Origin of the sequence: Anaerosporobacter mobilis DSM 15930, from assembly GCF_900142955.1 — a bacterium.
GTDB lineage: Bacteria > Bacillota > Clostridia > Lachnospirales > Lachnospiraceae > Anaerosporobacter > Anaerosporobacter mobilis.
Map to the genome: position 1 here is coordinate 85,934 of NZ_FRCP01000016.1, position 19,597 is coordinate 105,530.

The following is a 19,597-nucleotide window of genomic DNA, read 5'->3' on the forward strand; positions in this document are numbered from 1 at the left end:
AATATGATAAATATAGTAATAAAAATAATTAATCATTTTAAGGGAATTTTTTTAGATCATAAATTACTTATAGAATTTTCTAAAAAAGATTTTGCTAGAAAGTTTGCAGGATCTTACTTTGGAAAAACATGGGCTTTGCTACAGCCATTTCTTACAATGCTAATATATTGGGCAGTATTTCAATTTGGATTTAAAAGTGGAAAAGTTGAAGATGTACCCTTTGTACTTTGGTTTATGAGTGGAATAATTCCGTGGTTTTTTATTTCAGATGCATATTCATCTGCAAGTAACTGCTTTATAGAGTATGGATATTTGGTAAAAAAAGTAGTGTTTAATATTGATATACTTCCATTAGTAAAAATATTTTCTTCACTTTATATACATGGGTTTTTTGTGATCTTAGTAAGTGCTGTTTTAGCATGTTTTGGATATTATCCTTCGCTATTTTACTTACAATTAATTTATTATATGATCTGTGCTATTGTTTTAGTATACGCTATGTCATTAATTACGTCATCTATTATGGTGTTTTTTAGAGATATGGGACAAGTTATTAGTATTACTTTATTAATTGGGATGTGGGGGACTCCTATTGCTTGGCAACTTAATGTTTTACCAAAATCATGGCATTTTTTCTTAAAACTTAACCCATTGTTTTATATAGTGCAAGGATATCGAGAGTCATTCATATATGGAGTTCCTTTCTGGAAACATTGGCTACTAACAATCTATTTTTGGTTTATAATTATAATTTTACTAGGAATTGGTGTATATGTATATAAACGCCTATATAAGAGTTTTGCAGATGTGTTATAGGAGATTAGGATGCTATTATGGAAAATAATGAAAAGATAAAATTAAGTAATATTACTAAAACATATAAAATGTATGATTCTCCTATGGATCAATTAAAAGAGTCACTTAGTCTAAAGGGGAAAGTGAGACATAGCAATTTCAATGCATTAACAAATGTATCGTTCTCGGTTAATAAAGGTGAAATTCTTGGTATAATGGGGAGAAATGGTGCTGGAAAATCTACACTGCTAAAAATAATTACAGGAGTGCTTAGCCCGACTTCGGGGCAAATAGAAGTGGAAGGAAAAATATCGTCATTATTGGAACTTGGTGCAGGATTTAATCCTGAATATAATGGAATAGAAAACATATATTTTTATGGAATGTTAATGAAATTAACAAAAAAACAAATTGATGAGAGATTAACTGAAATTCTCGAATTTGCTGAGATTGGAGATTACGTTTACCAACCTGTAAAAACCTATTCAAGTGGAATGTTTGCAAGATTAGCATTTTCTTGTGCTATAAACGTAGAACCAGATATTTTGATTGTTGATGAGATACTTAGTGTTGGTGATATTAGATTCCAATCAAAATGTTTTAAGAAGTTCAAAGAATTTAAAGAACAAGGAGTAACAATATTATATGTCGGACATGATGTTAGTTTAATGAAAACATTTTGTGATAAAGGTATTTGGCTTAATGATGGAAAAGTTATTATGATGGGGGACCCAAGTGAAGTTGCAGCTAAGTATGTTGAATTTATGTATTTAGACGATAGTACTGAATTTACCACATTTAAGCGCCTAAATGACGACAATAAGGAGACAACAGTAGTAAATGATATTAAAATCTCGAATGTAAAGAATTCAATATTTCCGGAGGCAATTGCCCATTGGGGAACTAATCCAGGTATGTTTCAAAAAGTATCTATAACTAATGAATATGGAAAAGAAATTAATTATTTTGCACCACAAGATAAAGTATGTATAAGCTTGACATTTAAAACAGGTGACATTATTGACTATAAAAACTTTTCAGTAGCATTTTCAATTAAGAATCTGGAAGGAACGGATATAATAGTAAAAACAACATATGATGAAGGGTTGGAAATTATACCTTCTGATGATAACAGGTTGATGATTCGGTTTGAACTTATTACAAGACTGGCTGTAGGAGAATATTATTTAGCTATTGCATTGGAAAATAGGAGGGAAACAACAACAATGTATTATGAATATGTTGAGGGAGCCAGATATTTCAAAGTATTTGCAGATAAAAAAATATATGGGAAGGTTGATATTCCAGCCCATATTTCCATTGTAAGAGGTGAATGATGAATAGTAAGATAAATTCAAAAGAGTATTGGAACAATAGATTTGAAACAAATGATTGGGATATAAATATGGGAAGAGAGCAATCAACGTATTTTTATGAATTAATGACTGATTTATTACCAGAGTGGTTGAAGCTTGAAATTAAGCAACAAGATTATTCAATTATTGATATGGGATGTGCAGAGGGACAAGGAGTACCAATATTGTCACAATATTTTGGAAAAAAAATAGTTGGAGTGGATTTTTCAAATAATGCGATACAAATAGCGAGAAATCTGTATCCTGACTATGAATTTGAGGTTGGTGATATTAATGAAAGAGAAGATTTAGTAGATATAACTATTATGTCAAATATTTTAGAGCATTTTCATCAGCCATTTGATACATTGAAGAAGGTTTCTAAGTATACTAAAGAATTTATTTTGGTTCAGATTCCGTTTATGGAGACGAACTTGATGCCAGAACATCATTATACATTCAAATATAATAATATTCCAATCAGTATTGGTGATTTTAAACTTATATGCTATAAAGAATATGATTGTACTGAAAAAAGCAACGGATTATTTTTGGGGAAACAAATACTATTAATATATTCTGCAAATGACAGACTGAATAAGTCTTTAAGTATTGATGATATGTGTGGAGTAATACATGTTATTAAAGATAAAATTTCCGAAATACAAAATTTAAATATTATTTTAGAGGAAAAGTCGAAAGAAGTAAATTTATTAGTTGATAAAAAATTTACTGTAGAAAATTGTATTCGTAACCTAGAAGAACATAATTATCATATTGTTGATGAAAATCTGTGTTCTGTAGTAAAGTATATAGAAGACAATTCAAATAAAATGTCAAAGGCTCTACAAAGACTTGTTGAAAATACGAGATACATTGAAAATTTAGAAGAAAAATTAGATAAAAGTGACTTGAAGTTAAAAGAACAAGATAGAAACATCTCTTCATTAAATAATCAGATTAATGAATTGCATGAAATTAATGCAAAGTACATGGAATTGGTGAACCGATTTAACAATTTAAATGATGCTTATGGCTTTACTGTTCAGGAATATAGTAATATTAAAAATTCACGTACATGGCGTGTTGCTACTATGGAAAGAGAATTAGCAAGAAAGTTAGGGTTGGTACGTCTGGCAAAGGGCTGCCTTGATATAAAACATTTAGGAATACGAGGGGCTATTAAGAAGAGAAAGTACAAAAAATCAGTTGGAACGAATTTGTTATTAACGAGTGATCTGAAATCAAAATCTGCTCAAAGTGAGCCTTTAATGGAACACGTTAATCATTTAAATAGTTTATATCAAAATGTTTTAAATCAACCTTTAAGTGAAGTATCATTGAAACTTAGAAATATATTAGCATCAAAGCAATATAAAGGAATTATTGTATATCCACATGCTGTAAAATGGGAGCCAATTCAGAGACCACAACATATATTGCGTGAATTTGCAAGAGCGGGTTATTTGACAATATTTTGTGAAAATAATCAGTTTGAACATGATGTATATGAACCTTATAATAATGTGCTTGTAGTCAGAGGAGAAGAAAATTTATTACCTTTGATTCAAGATAAACATGTTATAATTTTGTGTACGTATTTTTTACAAACCATATTTAGTAATCTGGTTCCTAATAAAACATTGTGGTTTGATATTTTAGATCGATTGGAATTCTTTGCGTCATATTGTGAGTATGCACAGCGTGTATATGATAATTTAATATTGAATGCAGATATTCTGACATACTCTGCAGATAATTTGAAGATATATACGAATGGCAGAGAAGATGCTGTCTTGCTAAAGAATGCAGTTAACGTTGGAGATTTTGCCATAACAGAGGTTAAGAAAATTGAGAAATTAGAACATATTAAAAATACTAAAGAACCTATTATAGGTTATTATGGAGCCATTGAAGAGTGGTTCGATATACAATCCGTACAATACTTGGCGGAAAACTACTCTTGCCAAATTGTTTTAATTGGACATGTAGGAATTGATACTACTCGTGTCAAAAATAAAAACATACATTTTCTAGGGAAAGTACCTTATAATGAGTTGAAATATTATGCAAAATATTTTGATGTTGCTTTGATACCATTCATAGTAAACGATTTAACAAATGCAGTATCACCTGTTAAGTTTTTTGAGTATGCGGCTAATGGAATACCAGTTGTATCATCTGATATTCATGAGATGAACGGTTATACTGGGAAAGCGGTGCAGATATATAGAGATAAAGAAGAACTTGTTAAATTGGTACGAAAGTTATCTAGTTGTAAGATTGAGTATAAAGATGAACTTCAAAAAATAGCAGACAGCAACACGTGGACTGCACGAACAAATGAAATAATGAACTTAATATACAGTGATATCAAAGCACTAAGACATCTAGCTAATATTACAGCGCAAGGAAGTGTTTGTGTACAGACTGTTACATTTTTTAAATATGATGGGACAACATATTATTCAGGTGGAGCTGAACGCTATCTTTTGGATTTATGTGAAGTTTGTAAACAATTAAATATAAAATATAGAATATATCAATATGCAGAATATAATTGGGTTAGATTTTATGGAAATGTTGAAGTAATTGGGATTGTGGCAAGAGAAACTGATGTTAATATGTATGGTCCAAAACTAGTAAGTGAGATGTATAGACATTATGAAAATATATTAAATGACCAAGCAGCAGTATCAATACTTTCACCGTTCTATTTATTACCTGCGAAAAGTTCGATAACAACTATTGGTATAAGTCATGGAATCTCATGGGATAGTGAATTTAATCACCTTGATAATGGAACAGATTTTTGGAATGTGAATAAATCATTTATTGAGGGGGCAAAATTGACTGACTATATGGTATCAGTAGATACTAATACAGCAAATTGGTTCCAGACAATTAATTATGATATTAGCAGAAAAATTAAGTATATTCCTAACTATGTAGATAATGAGGAATTTTGTCCAGGACACTCTCTTAATGAGAATAAAATTGTAATAACATATCCAAGAAGGCTTTATGGCGCTAGAGGATTATATATCACATTAGATGTAGTTGATGATATATTAACTAAATATCCAAATGCAGAATTTCATTTTGTAGGTAAAGGATTTGAACAAGATACAAAACATGTGGAAGAAAAAATTAAAAAATGGGGAGATCGTGTAAAGTGGTATTCGAAAGCCCCTAATGAAATGCATGAAGTATATAAAATTACAGATATTGCTTTAATACCAACAATGTATAGTGAAGGTACGAGTCTATCATGTTTGGAGGCTTTATCTAGTGGAAATGCAGTTATTTCTACAAGAATTGGAGGCCTAACTGATTTGATTTTAAGTGACTACAATGGAATGCTAATTGAGCCAGATGGTAACTCATTACTAAATGCATTGGAAGAGTTGTTATCTAATCCAGAGAAGATGAAGAAAATTAGAGCTAATGCAATAGAAACAGCAAAGGCATTTTCTAAGAATAAATGGATTACAAGGTGGAAGGAAGTAATACAAAATGCTACAAAAGATAGTGATTGTGCGTCTTATCAAGAAGAAATAAGATGTATCATCGAACTTAAAGATAAAAAAGTTAATGATTTTGATGTTATTAAACTTATTCAAGATTATCTAGTTAAGGGGTATTATGTTTATATAAAATTGAAAAAGAATAAATTAAGATACGACAGCTATAACAGATTACAGTTTATTGATTGGGATGAAAATATTTATTTTGAACCCGACATATATGTTGTAGAGAGGAATCATGAATTGATTCATATAAAAGAATAAATTGAACTAATCTAAATATAAAAAATATAGATGTATTAGTAGTTAGATAATTGGAATATTTTAGTACAAAAATGATAAAAACTAAGTTGGAAATCATAATACGGCATAATTATATATATCAAGTTAGTTTGAGTCAGCAAGTAAATAGACTAAAAGGGTTATCAAAGTAGAGAGCTAAAGAGATTGGAGTATAGTAATGAAATATTTTGGTACAGATGGCTTTCGTGGTGAGGCAAATGTTTTTTTGACAGTTGAGCATGCTTACAAGATAGGGCGTTATTTAGGTTGGTATTACAACAGAGAGCATAAAGCAAAAATTGTATTAGGTAAAGATACTAGAAGAAGTAGTTATATGCTTGAATATGCGTTAGTAAGTGGCTTAACAGCCTCTGGTGCTGATGTATATTTACTACATGTAACAACAACCCCAAGTATTGCATATGTAACAAGAACAGAAGATTTTGATTGCGGAATAATGATATCAGCTAGTCATAATCCATATTATGATAATGGGATAAAGATAATTGATTCTAACGGCCATAAATTATCAAGTGATCTTGAAGAAAAAATCGAGGCGTATATCGATAACAAGACATCTGAATTACCACTAGCTGTACAGAAAAAGATAGGTACAGCCACTGATTATTCAATTGGAAGAAATCGATATGTTGGCTATCTAATATCGACCGCTACGAGATCCTTCAAAAATATGAGAATTGGTTTGGACTGTGCAAATGGAAGTGCATCATCTATAGCAAAAAGCGTTTTTGATGCGTTGGGTGCTAAGACATATGTAGTTGCTATTGAACCTGATGGAACTAATATTAATCAGGATTGTGGTTCTACACATATTGAGAATTTACGAAGTCTTGTTAAAGAACAACACTTAGATCTAGGATTTGCATTTGATGGTGATGCTGATCGTTGTATAGCCATAGATGAGTTTGGAAATGAGATTAATGGAGATCATATTCTATATATATGTGGAAAGTATCTCAAAGAAAAAAGTAAATTAAATGATAATACAATAGTTGCAACAATAATGTCAAATTTAGGATTATTTAAAGCTCTAGAAAAGGAGAGCATTAATTATGTTAAGACTACTGTAGGGGATAAATATGTTAATGAAGAGATGGTGAAACACAGTTACTCATTAGGCGGAGAGCAGTCAGGACACATTATTTTCAGTAAGCACTCCACTACAGGTGATGGTATTTTAACTTCACTCATGGTAATGGAAGCAGTAATAGAGAAAAAAACAACCTTAGGTAATTTAGCAAAAGAAATGACTATGTATCCACAGAAAGTAAAAAATATTGTTGTAGAAGATAAAAAGGCTGTTATAACTAATGAAGTAGTTATTAAACTTGAAAAAATGATAACCAAAGAATTGGGTGATGAAGGTAGAATATTGCTCAGAGAAAGTGGAACTGAACCTGTTATTAGAATTATGGTTGAAGCTAAGACAGAGCATTTATGTGATAAATTTATTAAGCAAATGACCAATGTAATAAAAAATCAGAAATTATTAATAGATAACTAGATTAAAAAAATATCCTATGGGATGAGGTGTATTATGTACAATTATCTAATAGTAGGAGCAGGCCTTTTTGGCTCAGTCTTCGCAAATGAAGCTAACAAAAGAGGAAAGAGTTGCTTGGTAATTGATAAAAGAGATCATATCGCAGGAAACATCTATTCAGAAAACGTAGAGGGTATCAACGTTCACAAATACGGTGCTCACATTTTCCATACCTCGAATAAGATGGTTTGGAATTATGTGAATCAATTTGCCGAATTCAATCATTATATCAATTCACCAATTGCTGTATATAAGGACGAGTTATATAATCTACCTTTTAATATGAATACATTCAGCAAGCTATGGGGGATTCGTACGCCGAAGGAAGCAAAGGAACATATTCAAGACCAAATTAAAGAATTGAATATAGCGGAACCGAAAAACCTAGAGGAACAGGCTTTATCTTTAGTTGGTCCAGATGTATATGAGAAATTAATCAAAGGGTATACAGAGAAACAATGGGAAAGAAGTTGTGCAGAACTCCCATCATTTATAATTAAGCGATTACCACTACGTTTTACCTATGATAACAATTACTTTAATGATCCATACCAAGGAATCCCTAAGGGTGGGTATACAGCAATTATTGAGAAGATGTTAGAGGGTATTGAAGTAAAGACGAATACCGATTACTTTGAGTTTATCAAAGAACAACCTAATATTGCTGAGAAGATTGTATTCACTGGTATGATTGATGAATTCTATGATTATCAATTAGGAGAATTACAGTATCGTTCTTTACGATTTGAATCAGAAATATTAGAAGAAGAGAATTATCAAGGTAATGCGGTTGTAAACTATACCGAGAGAGAAGTACCATTCACACGTATTATAGAACACAAACATTTTGAATTTGGGATACAACCAAATACAGTAATTACAAGAGAATATTCGTCTGAATGGACAAAGGGATCTGAACCATATTATCCAATTAATGATGAGAAGAATGGAAGTCTTTATGAGAAATATAGAAAATTAGCAGAGAAAGAAAAGAATGTGATTTTTGGAGGAAGGCTTGGGCAGTATCGCTATTATGACATGGATAAAGTAATTGAATCTGCATTAGAAATAGTAAATAAAGAATTTGAAGATTAAAGAATAGAAAGAGTACACAAGATGAATGTTATATATTTACTAATTATACTGAGTATAGGAATTGTATTTTGTATAGATAATAAAGAAAAATTTATAAAAAAGAGATTTAAATTATGGTGTAAAGAATTGGTATTGTATTTAATATTTTTATCTTCATTAATAACTATAGAATTGAAGACTGTTACTGAATCTAATTTTTTATTAGCAAAAAGCTTAAATATAGAAAATTTACTAATTAGTATAATTTTCTTTGCAATCATTATGTTTTGGATACCCAATAATAAATATACTGTAAAACAAATTGCTATAAAATGTCTTAAATTTTTATTAATTGGATCTGTTTTTTATATAATAGTAAAAAGTTATATTAGAGGAGACTTCAATACTATTACTTTAGGTAAATTTAAGTGGATAATTCTTATTTATTCAGTATGCTCTATAATATACATATTTCCTGAAAGAATCAAGGAAAAACTGAATATTAATACTGATATATATAAGCTAGTAGTCTTAACATGCCCTCTTATATCTTTTGGGATGTTGGAATTAATATGCAATGGATATTGGAATCAAATGAGTATTTATTATGTAGCAATAAATATTGTTATTTTATACGCATTCTTTTTTATAATATATTATTTATTTAATAAGCATATGTATAGTATAGTAATTTACTTATTAGTTATTATTATTATAGGGCTAGCGGAATACTATGTTATTTTATTTAGAGGAACACCGATTTTGCCAACTGATTTATATGCCTTTGATACTGCAGTACAGGTAGTAGGGGGATATGAATTTAAACTAAATAAAAGTATTTTGTTTGCTATAGTATTGGTTTTATTTGTTTTGATGTTTGTTAATCTATTTCCTAATATTTTACAAGATAAAGTAAGAAGGAGAAAAAATAGAATATATGGAACCGTGTTACTAATAATTACAATAATAAGTATTAATTGTTTGGATTTATCTAATGTTTTTAATATTACTCTTGATTATGTGAATCCAGCGACTGTTTATAACAAGAACGGATTTGTTTTATCATTTTTATCTTATCAGCAGAAAATGAAAATAAATCCACCTGATAAATATGATAAGAATATTGTAAATGAGATTTTAGAAGAGTATAGTATATCGGATGAAGAAGAAATTACTAAGGAAAAACCCATAGTTATAGCTATTATGAGTGAGACTTTTAGTGATTTGAGTGCTTTAGGAGAAATCTCTAATGACCCGGATGTATTTGAGAATTGGTATGGTATAGAAGATTACTTATTAAGAGGAAATTTATATGTTTCAACTTTTGGAGGAGGAACATGTAATACAGAGTTTGAATTTCTAACGGGAAACAGTATGGCTAATTTACCTTATGGGTCAATTCCTTATCGCCAATTTAACATGAAGGATGTAGGTAATTTAGCTGCGACATTTAAAAATAATGGATATAGCACACTAGCTATACATCCTGAGAACCCTAATAATTGGGGGAGGACAGAAGTATATCGTGATTTTGGATTTGAAGAGTTTCTATCAATAGATGATTTTGAAGATGTAAGGTATATTAGAAATCATGTTAGTGATGAATCATGTTACGAAATGATTATTGATAAATTTAAGGAATTAACAAATCCGGGCTTTATATTTGCTGTTACAATGCAAAATCATGGAGGGTACGATCTGGACTCTATCGGAGAGTTAGAAAAAATTAATATTGAAGATAAGTATGCACAATACTCGGATGTAATTACATACTTATCATTATTGAAAGAAAGTGATAATGCACTTCTAACGTTGTTAAATTATTTTAGAAGCGTACGAAAACCAGTTATTTTATGTATATTTGGAGATCATCAAGCATCTTTGGATGCTAATTTTATTCAAGAGATATATGGAAAGAAGTTAGAAGATTGTACGTTGGAAGAATTTGAACAAAGTTATGCCGTTCCATACATGATTTGGACTAATAAAGACGTAAATGAGCCAGTTGAAATGGATATGAGTGCAAATTATTTGGGACAAGTATTATTGGAGCTATCTGGAATTAATAATACTGCATACAGTAAATATCTAATAGATTTAATGGAGAAGATAGAAGTTATAAATCGTTATGGATATAGAGTAGATGGTGAGTGGTATGCATTTGAAGAAGTGACACCATATACAAAATATATAGACGAATATCTACAAATCCAATATAATGCATTATTCGATAAAACAAGAGAAAAAAGCTATTATATACCGCGTTTGTAAAAGTAAGTTGAAATAACAAGAGAGGAAGAGATTAGAATCTCAAATATAACTATGGAATTTTTGAAATGTATACTAATACTTTGTCCTGGAATATTAGCGAGTGAATTGTACAGGATTATGAAAAAAGAGAAATTTAGTTGGTTTAAAACAGTAAAGACAACTGTAATTTTTATGTATATCATCACATTTTTTAATTTTATTATATTATATGCAAGAGGTTGGGGAGCCTTTAATTTTGACGTATTAACTATACAATTTATAATTAAGTATATTATTACGAGCATAATTCTTGCAATTATAAGTCCACTGCTCGTGGTTTGGGTTGAGTTTTATAAAAAAAAGAAAATAAGAGTATAATAGTTAAGCACCACTAAGATATTGTATTTGAGCCCATTACTACGACATATTTAGAGTGTTGTATAATGGGCTCGAATACTATCCTAAAATTGAAACGTACCCTTCAGTCCTACCCATACTTGATCTTTCTCACTAAGGTTCAACGCAGTACCATCTTCTAACTGATATCCCTCTGCAGAGGCAGTTCCTTTGTATTCGCCAATCACTTGTGGCCAAGTAATTCCGATTTCCGGATCGTTCCATGCTAAACCACCCTCATCACCTGGATGATAGAAGTCGGTACATTTATAGCAGAATTCAGCGATGTCACTTAATACTAAAAAACCATGAGCGAAACCTTCTGGAATATAGAACTGTTTCTTATTTTCTTCTGTAAGCTCAACACCGAACCATTTACCATATGTTTCACTGTTACTTCTTAAATCCACAGCAACATCGAATACAGATCCTTTGACAACCCGTACCAGTTTTCCTTGTGGGTATTCTTTCTGAAAATGTAACCCACGAAGTACGCCTTTGGTAGAACAGGATTGATTGTCCTGCACGAAGTGCATGGTAAGGCCGGCTTCCTCCATGTCTTTTTGATTATATGTCTCCATAAAATAACCTCTAGCATCACCGTGAACCATTGGTTCAATAACGCAGAGTCCTTTGATGCCGTAGACATCCTTTTCTATTTTTATTTGTCCCATTATATATTCATGCCTTTCATAATCAGATTTATTACATAGTATCGCTTTTATTATTTATAAGCGATTCACTTAGGAAGAAAGATTGCAGCATATGGATTTATAGAATCTCTGTTAGATATCGATTTAATGCATCCTTCCAAGTTGGAAGAGGGGTAAAACCTTGGTCTATAAGCTTACTCTTATCAAGTCTGCTATTATAAGGTCTGGCAGCTTTGGATATTCCGTATTCGGCGGTTGTGACAGGAGATACGGTTAACCTCTCTTCTGAATATTCACTAAATCCTAACGCGGCAGCTTGGTGAAAGATTTCTTTTGCAAAGTCATACCAGCTGATGAACCCACCTTCATTGGTAGCATGGTAGTTGCCATACTTGTCTGTTTCAATCATATCTACTAGTAGCCTTGCTAGATCGTAGGTATACGTTGGTGTACCAATTTGATCACTGACAACCGTTAACGTATCATGTGATTTCCCTATTTTAAGCATTGTTTTGATGAAGTTGTTTCCGTTATTACCGAAAACCCAAGCGATTCGTACAATGAAATATTTCTTAAGTAGCTCCGCTACAGCCAGTTCACCTTCTAATTTGCTTTTACCGTATACATTTAAGGGGTTATAATCCTTGCAATCTGGTTGCCAGGGTTCTGTTCCCTGCCCATCAAATACGTAATCCGTAGAGAGATACATCAGTTTTATATCTAACTCCTTACAGAGTGTTGCGATATGTTTGGTTCCGGTGGCATTTACAAGATGGACTTTTTCTTGATTGTCGACATCTTCGGCAGCATCTACAGCAGTCCATGCTGCACAGTGAATGACTGCATCTGGATTTGCTTTTTTGATGCCACTTTCAACAGAAGAATAATCGGTAATATCCATTTCTTCAATATCAACACCAATTGCCTCATGATTTCGTTTGGTTAACTCGTTAACCACATCATGTCCGAGTTGTCCTTTGACGCCTGTTACAAGTACTTTCATTCTATATAACCTCCATAGTTAATCGCCTAAAGATTTGCTAAAACTTCGCATTAAAAACGTTCATTTATCGATTGCCATACATCGTTTCATAATAGTTCTGGTATTCACCAGATAGTATGGTTTCCCACCATTCCTTATTAGTAAGGTACCACTGAATTGTCTTTTTAATGCCATCTGCAAATTTGGTTTCTGGAAGCCAGCCTAACTCTGTATGAATTTTTGTTGGATCAATGGCATAACGCATATCATGTCCTTTACGGTCTGTAACATAAGTAATTAGGCTTTCTGGTTTAGCTAGTTCTTTACAGATGATTTTAACAATATCAATGTTTGTCATCTCGTTGTGTCCACCAATGTTATAGACTTCTCCGACACGTCCCTTGTGAATAATTAAATCAATGGCTTTACAATGATCCTCTACGTAGAGCCAATCACGAACATTTTCACCTTTGCCATAGACAGGAAGTGGCTTGTCATTCAATGCATTGGCTATCATAAGTGGAATCAGTTTCTCTGGAAAATGATATGGTCCGTAGTTGTTGGAACATCGACTAATGGTAACAGGAAGACCGTAGGTTCTGTGATAAGCTAATACCAATAGATCAGCAGCAGCTTTTGAAGAACTATAAGGGCTACTAGTATGAATTGGAGTTTCTTCTGTGAAGAAGAGGTCCGGTCTGTCAAGTGGCAGATCACCGTATACTTCATCGGTTGATACTTGATGATAGCGTGTAATACCATATTCCCTACATGCATCCATTAAAACAGCAGTACCTTTGATATTCGTGTCTAAGAAAACTTCTGGATTTTCAATGGAACGATCCACATGGCTCTCCGCAGCAAAATTCACGATAATATCTGGATGTTCTTCTTTGAAGAGTTGATATACAGCTTCGCGGTTTGTGATGCTTTCCTTCACAAAGCGAAAATTAGGATTGTCCATAACGGGGTTAAGAGTGGATAAGTTCCCTGCATAGGTTAGGCAGTCAAGACAAACAATGCGGTAATCTGGGTATTTCTCTAACATATGGAAGATGAAATTGCTTCCTATAAATCCGGCACCACCGGTAACGATAATAGTCATAGTTGTGATCTCCTTATATTCTTTATTTTTAATTTGGGGTAATTGTATAACTCTTTGCAGTGGCGATAAACTTCATAAAAAAAGATATGTTATCGACTTGGAAAAGAGTTTCTTATTAAACCTTAGCGTAAGATATCGAGATATTTGCCATCAAGAACGTCTTTTAAGTATTGTCCATACTGGTTCTTTTTCAATACTTCGTAAACTTCAAGGATATCTTCTTTCGTAATCCAGCCATTGAGATAAGCGATTTCTTCTAAACATGCTATTTTACGGTGTTGGTGAGATTCTATTGTTTTCACAAAATTCGTTGCCTCAACCAGACTTTCATGAGTTCCGGTATCTAACCAAGTAAATCCTTGACCAAGTAGTTCCACGTTCAAGTTATTGTTCTCAAGATAGATACGGTTTAGATCTGTGATTTCAAGTTCACCTCGTGCACTTGGTTTTAGATTCTTAGCATATTCCACTACACGGTTATCATAGAAGTATAAACCAGTTACACAGTAATTACTCTTTGGCTTTGCTGGTTTTTCTTCTATAGTGATTGCCTTTCCGTTTGGATCGAATTCTACGATACCAAATCGCTCGGGATCATCTACATAGTATCCGAATATCGTTGCTCCTTTTCCTTGCTCCGCATTCTCAACTGCAGTTTGAAGTCGCTTATTCAAACCATGTCCCGAGAAGATATTATCTCCAAGAACCATGGCAACGGTATCATCACCAATGAAGGAATCACCTATAATAAATGCTTGGGCTAATCCATCTGGATTTGGTTGAACGGCATAGGATAGATGTACGCCAAATTGGTGACCGTCCCCTAAGAGTTCTTCAAAACGTGGGGTATCTTGTGGTGTAGATATGATCAGAATATCGCGGATGCCAGCATTCATAAGGACTGACATGGGATAATAGATCATAGGTTTATCATAGATTGGAAGTAACTGTTTTGATGTTACCATGGTTAATGGATACAAGCGCGTGCCAGAACCTCCGGCTAAGATGATTCCTTTCATGTGTATTCCTCCCTGTATTTTGGTTTATAGATTATTCAATTGCGAAAGTCTTTGTAATGTCGATAAACATATCAATGTGTTTTATGTCTGCCGTTACAATTTGCCGAATTGTGATTACGTCACATACAATGCTTTTTATTGTATGGGTGAGTAACACAATTTTAGGAGAATTGTAGTAGGCAGCCTTAAAACACAGATATGTTATCGTCGTGGAGAAGAGTTTTGCAATTGCCTATGGTATATACATAGTATAAAAGGTGACGCTAGGTCACCTGCAAGTACTTTTTTCTCTTTTTATAAATTATTTACTTTTTACATAAAAAGATACCTGCTTCTTTCGTAATGTGGAATACGGTATCTGTTTGTTTCTTAACAAAAGAGCGAAATTCCTTATAATGATCTAACAGGTACTGATTTTGGTTACCATGGCAGGAGAGAATATAGGAGATTAAAGGCTCACAATCTGGAACGAGTAAGGAATCTTCATAGGTTTTGCAAGTCACTTCTAAGAAATAGGGAGACAAGAGATCCAAACCATTTTCTAAGCCAAAGTTTTCATATAGCTTGTCTGCGGAGAGAACAATGCGATCGTCAAAACGCTGTACCAATTGGCTAACTTCTAACATATGTTTTTTTCCATATGTACTACACAGGAATTGTCCGTCTGGTTTCAGGACTCGTTGTACTTCCTGACAGACCTGAGGAATATTCTCGCAGTAGAATAATAGATGATTTGCAATAACTAAATCAAAACTTTCTGAATCATACGGAATCTGCTTACAGTCAAACCGTTGAAAGGAGAATCTTCTATCTTCTGCGCCAATGGTACGTCGTGCATCACGTAGCATGCCATCAGAAAGATCAGATAAGGTGATGGTAACATTCTTAGGTAACAAGGAGAGATTGCTTGTCCAAAGAGTCCCGTCGCCACAACCGATCTCTAAGATTTTCATGCCAGACTTAATATGACACTGTTCATAAACCCAAGGGAACCAACCTTGTTTATTTTGTGAATATAAGCTGTGAAGGTTGATTCTTGCAGAGATATTAGAGGCATTTTGATACTGATTTTTCATACTTTTCTCCATTCCAGTTAGATGGATAAGATGTAACATGTTACTCCAATCGATAGAATGTTCTGCCTGTACAGCCGTGCAAGTATCTTGTATTGCTTTTTCCACCAGTTGCATCTGTTCAATTCGGTCCCTGATTAGTTTGAGTTGGAGGTTCAAAGAATTGGACATAAAGTGATAATCGGTATCATTAATGGTCATCTCTTTGATATCTTCTAAGGAAAAACCAAGGTATTTCAGAAGAAGAATTTGTTGCAGTCTTGCCAAATCCTCATCAGTATAGAAGCGAGCGCCTGACTCTGTGACGAGAGTAGGGGTTAAGATATTCTGCTTATCATAATACCGAATTGTGCGCAAGGTAACGTGCGCCATGCGAGCAAATTCACCAGAGGAGTAATAACCTGTTTTTTTCATGATTTATGGTCCTCTCTATAATAGGTTAATATCGACAATAGGAAGTCTATATAGTTCTAATTATAAACCAAAGATAAGCTTGAGGCAATGGAGAGAAGAACAGACCAATTAAGCAGAAACATGCCTCAGTACTTGAATGGTTATTACTTCTAATACCGAGGCATGTTAGAGTGATCAATCTTTAGAGAAGGGTATCGGTTACTAATATCTAGGAGGCCTTCCATTCCGAGGGGAAGCCCTCCAAGGTTCAGGACTTGGACCCCAAGAACTAGGTTTCGGACGAGGCCCAGAAGTCCCCCAAGAGTCTAGATCGTAATTCGAATCCCAAGTTACAGGTCCCCAAGGTCCTGGACTACCCTGACCAGGCCCCCAAGGTCCCCAATGATTACCACCACAAGAAGAACAGGAAGTAGCAGTTACTCTATGTCGTGCCATATATTTACCAACCAATTTACGTGTCGTTATACTGTATAATATGTTTGAAAGATGGAGTAGGTGACTGATTTTGCTCTTTACATTAATAGTGGTATGTGAGAGAATATAAGGAGTGAATTATTGGAGAATGTAGTGCAACGGTATAGCCCGGTACGACAATTCTATAATTTGGAAGGAGTAAGCACATTCGTATGTTACGATTAATAAAAGAAAATAAGTTGTTATTAAGAAGAATATTTCTAATTATTCTGGATAGTTTAATGATTAATGTATGTGCTTTTATGGCTATTTTAATACGTTTTGATTTGTCTTTTAATAATATTCCAACACATTATCTTGATGCAATACTAGCATATGTACCATGGAATACAGTAATAACCATACTTATATTTTATTGTTGCAGACTGTACCATAGCTTATGGAAATACGCAAGTATAGATGAAGTTACCAATGTTATGATTGGCTGTATCCTTGCAGCGGCAGCACAATACATAGGAATTCATGTCATGAACTTGCATGTACCTAGAAGCTATTATCCACTTAGCATGGTATTTCTTATGGTGGGAGTAGTTGGGACAAGGTTTATATACCGTTTTTTACGATTGTTATCCAATCGTTATCATGGTGCGAAGAAGAGCAGAATCATGATCATAGGTGCAGGTGAGGCGGCGAATGTTATTATTCGTGAGATCACGGTAAGCCAGTATGTGGATGGTAGTGTTGTATGCATAATTGATGATAATCGTTCTAAGGTCGGACGATACATACAGGGAGTTAAGATTGTTGGTACTAGACATAAGATTGTGGAAGCAGCTAGAAAGTATGAGATTACAGACATTATCATTGCTATCCCGACAGCCCCAAGGAAAGAGATTCGTTCTATACTTGAAATCTGCAAAGAGACAAACTGTACGTTGAAGATATTACCTGGAATTTATCAATTAATAAATGAAGAAGTTAGTGTTAGCCGATTACGTACGGTTGAGATTGAGGATTTACTGGGGAGAGAACCGGTTCGTATCGATGCGAGAGAGGTATCTGATTTCTTACGTGGTAAGATTGTAATGGTAACCGGCGGTGGTGGCTCGATTGGGAGTGAATTATGTAGACAGATTGCATCTTTTAGTCCAGCCAAATTAATTATAGTCGATATATATGAGAATAATGCATATTTTGTTCAACAAGAACTTAAGAATAGATATCCAAAGATAGAGCTAGAAGTCTTAATTGCATCGGTAAGAAATACGAATCGAATGGATCAGATCTTTGATAAATATAGGCCAGAGTTTGTATATCATGCAGCAGCACATAAGCATGTTCCTCTTATGGAAGATAGTCCGAATGAGGCAATTAAGAATAATGTTGGAGGAACACTGAAATTAGCAAAGGCAGCTGATAAGTATGGCGTGAAACGTTTTATCTTCATATCTACTGATAAGGCAGTTAATCCAACCAATATAATGGGTGCCTCTAAGAGAATATGCGAGATGATTATTCAGTCTTTTAACCGAAGGTCTCAGACAGAATTTGTTGCAGTTCGTTTTGGGAATGTGCTTGGTAGTAATGGAAGTGTAATACCTTTATTCAAGCAACAGATTATGAATGGTGGTCCGGTGACAGTAACCCATCCAGATATTATTCGCTATTTTATGACGATTCCAGAGGCAGTATCACTTGTATTACAGGCAGGGGTATATGCACACGGTGGAGAAATTTTTGTCCTTGATATGGGAGAGCCTGTTAAGATTGCAGATTTGGCCAAGAATCTAATCAAGTTATCAGGATTTATCCCAGACAAAGATATTCGTATTGAATACACGGGATTACGACCTGGTGAGAAGCTATATGAGGAATTACTGATGAAAGAGGAAGGTTTGAAAGAAACCAATAATAACCGAATCTTTGTTGGTGAGCCGATTATATTCGACGATGATGAGTTCGTAGAAGCAGTTGAGAATCTGGATTGTTTAGCGAAACAAGAATGCAAGGAGATTCGAGAAGAAGTAAAGAAACTTGTACCGACGTATGAATATAAGGAATAGAGTAAGCTCTAACTAAATGTAGATAAATATGAAAGTGTATATTGGATTAGCAAGATCCCAATATGCACTTTTTACTCTTTCGGCGCATCTTTTATCTATTGACTTAATATGCAGAAAAAAGAAGAATAAAGTAAAAATTCCCCGTAAAATAAGTTTGCAGACTTGTTTTTATTTTGTTAAAATGTATTTAGAAGAGAGATCGGAAATAGAAAAAATAAAGAAAGGAGTACATTTAATGACGGTAGATGAAAAATTAGATTTTCTCATTGAAGGATTCACAGAGATGAAACTTGATATTAAAGAATTAAAAGAAGATGTATCAAGTTTAAAAGAAGATGTGTTAGGTTTAAAGAAAGATGTAAGTGAAATTAAGGTTCTACAAGAAAATGAAATGTGGCCAGCAATTAAGATAATTGCGGAAGGTCATTTTGGCTTATCCCGGAGTTTGGAAAATTATCATAAGATATTAAAAGAACAAGTTGCAAAGAATGAAGTATATGATGTGTATATTAAACATTTAGATACTAAGATTGGCGAACTAAAAAAGGCATAATAAATGATAGTTGGAGGATTGCAGTATAACAGGGAGAAGAATACAATTTACAAAAAAGGCGATTATAGTATGGTAACC

14 protein-coding genes are annotated in these 19,597 nt (G+C 33.2%); 8 read left to right on the forward strand and 6 right to left on the reverse strand.

Annotated elements, in window-relative coordinates; translation table 11 throughout:
• Positions 1-3: 3 nt before the first annotated feature.
• The 6 genes from BUB90_RS15730 (at position 4) to BUB90_RS15755 (ending at position 10,868) form a co-directional block, all read left to right on the forward strand.
• Positions 4-816: an ABC transporter permease gene (locus tag BUB90_RS15730; protein WP_073289472.1), complete on the forward strand. Its 813-nt coding sequence runs from the start codon at positions 4-6 to the stop codon at positions 814-816.
• Between the two features lie 17 nt (positions 817-833).
• Positions 834-2,132: an ABC transporter ATP-binding protein gene (locus BUB90_RS15735; protein ID WP_073289394.1), complete on the forward strand. Its 1,299-nt coding sequence runs from the start codon at positions 834-836 to the stop codon at positions 2,130-2,132.
• The gene (locus BUB90_RS15740) at positions 2,132-5,941 is read left to right on the forward strand and encodes a glycosyltransferase (protein WP_073289395.1); all 3,810 of its coding nucleotides are present in this window, start codon (positions 2,132-2,134) and stop codon (positions 5,939-5,941) included. The genes BUB90_RS15735 and BUB90_RS15740 overlap by 1 nt, the downstream gene beginning before the upstream one ends.
• 196 nt (positions 5,942-6,137) lie before the next feature.
• Entirely contained in the window at positions 6,138-7,484 is a 1,347-nt protein-coding gene (gene glmM, locus BUB90_RS15745) for a phosphoglucosamine mutase (protein ID WP_073289396.1), read from the forward strand.
• Between the two features lie 30 nt (positions 7,485-7,514).
• Positions 7,515-8,618, forward strand: a complete 1,104-nt coding sequence (glf, locus tag BUB90_RS15750) for a UDP-galactopyranose mutase (protein ID WP_073289473.1) — start codon at positions 7,515-7,517, stop codon at positions 8,616-8,618.
• A gap of 21 nt (positions 8,619-8,639) precedes the next feature.
• A complete protein-coding gene (locus tag BUB90_RS15755; RefSeq protein WP_073289397.1) occupies positions 8,640-10,868 on the forward strand; it encodes an LTA synthase family protein in 2,229 nt (742 codons plus the stop codon).
• A gap of 440 nt (positions 10,869-11,308) precedes the next feature.
• On the opposite strand, the gene rfbC is transcribed toward BUB90_RS15755, so the two are convergent.
• The 6 genes from rfbC to BUB90_RS15790 all read right to left on the reverse strand — a co-directional run bounded on the left by rfbC (position 11,309) and on the right by BUB90_RS15790 (position 16,924).
• Positions 11,309-11,917, reverse strand: a complete 609-nt coding sequence (gene rfbC, locus BUB90_RS15765; RefSeq protein WP_073289399.1) for a dTDP-4-dehydrorhamnose 3,5-epimerase — start codon at positions 11,915-11,917, stop codon at positions 11,309-11,311.
• A 97-nt stretch (positions 11,918-12,014) separates the two neighbouring features.
• Positions 12,015-12,899 (reverse strand): dTDP-4-dehydrorhamnose reductase, encoded by an 885-nt coding sequence (rfbD, locus tag BUB90_RS15770; protein WP_073289400.1) that lies wholly within the window; start codon positions 12,897-12,899, stop codon positions 12,015-12,017.
• A gap of 64 nt (positions 12,900-12,963) precedes the next feature.
• Positions 12,964-13,983, reverse strand: a complete 1,020-nt coding sequence (gene rfbB, locus BUB90_RS15775; RefSeq protein WP_073289401.1) for a dTDP-glucose 4,6-dehydratase — start codon at positions 13,981-13,983, stop codon at positions 12,964-12,966.
• A gap of 122 nt (positions 13,984-14,105) precedes the next feature.
• Positions 14,106-15,002 (reverse strand): glucose-1-phosphate thymidylyltransferase RfbA, encoded by an 897-nt coding sequence (gene rfbA, locus BUB90_RS15780; protein WP_073289402.1) that lies wholly within the window; start codon positions 15,000-15,002, stop codon positions 14,106-14,108.
• Between the two features lie 305 nt (positions 15,003-15,307).
• A complete protein-coding gene (locus BUB90_RS15785; protein WP_073289403.1) occupies positions 15,308-16,489 on the reverse strand; it encodes a MerR family transcriptional regulator in 1,182 nt (393 codons plus the stop codon).
• A 201-nt stretch (positions 16,490-16,690) separates the two neighbouring features.
• Positions 16,691-16,924, reverse strand: a complete 234-nt coding sequence (locus tag BUB90_RS15790) for a hypothetical protein (protein WP_073289404.1) — start codon at positions 16,922-16,924, stop codon at positions 16,691-16,693.
• A 191-nt stretch (positions 16,925-17,115) separates the two neighbouring features.
• Between BUB90_RS15790 and BUB90_RS15795 the strand changes: the two genes are divergently transcribed.
• Together BUB90_RS15795 and BUB90_RS15800 are read left to right on the forward strand one after the other, a co-directional pair.
• Positions 17,116-18,966, forward strand: a complete 1,851-nt coding sequence (locus BUB90_RS15795; RefSeq protein WP_073289405.1) for a polysaccharide biosynthesis protein — start codon at positions 17,116-17,118, stop codon at positions 18,964-18,966.
• 235 nt (positions 18,967-19,201) lie between these two features.
• Positions 19,202-19,519 (forward strand): hypothetical protein, encoded by a 318-nt coding sequence (locus BUB90_RS15800; protein ID WP_073289406.1) that lies wholly within the window; start codon positions 19,202-19,204, stop codon positions 19,517-19,519.
• Positions 19,520-19,597: the final 78 nt, after the last annotated feature.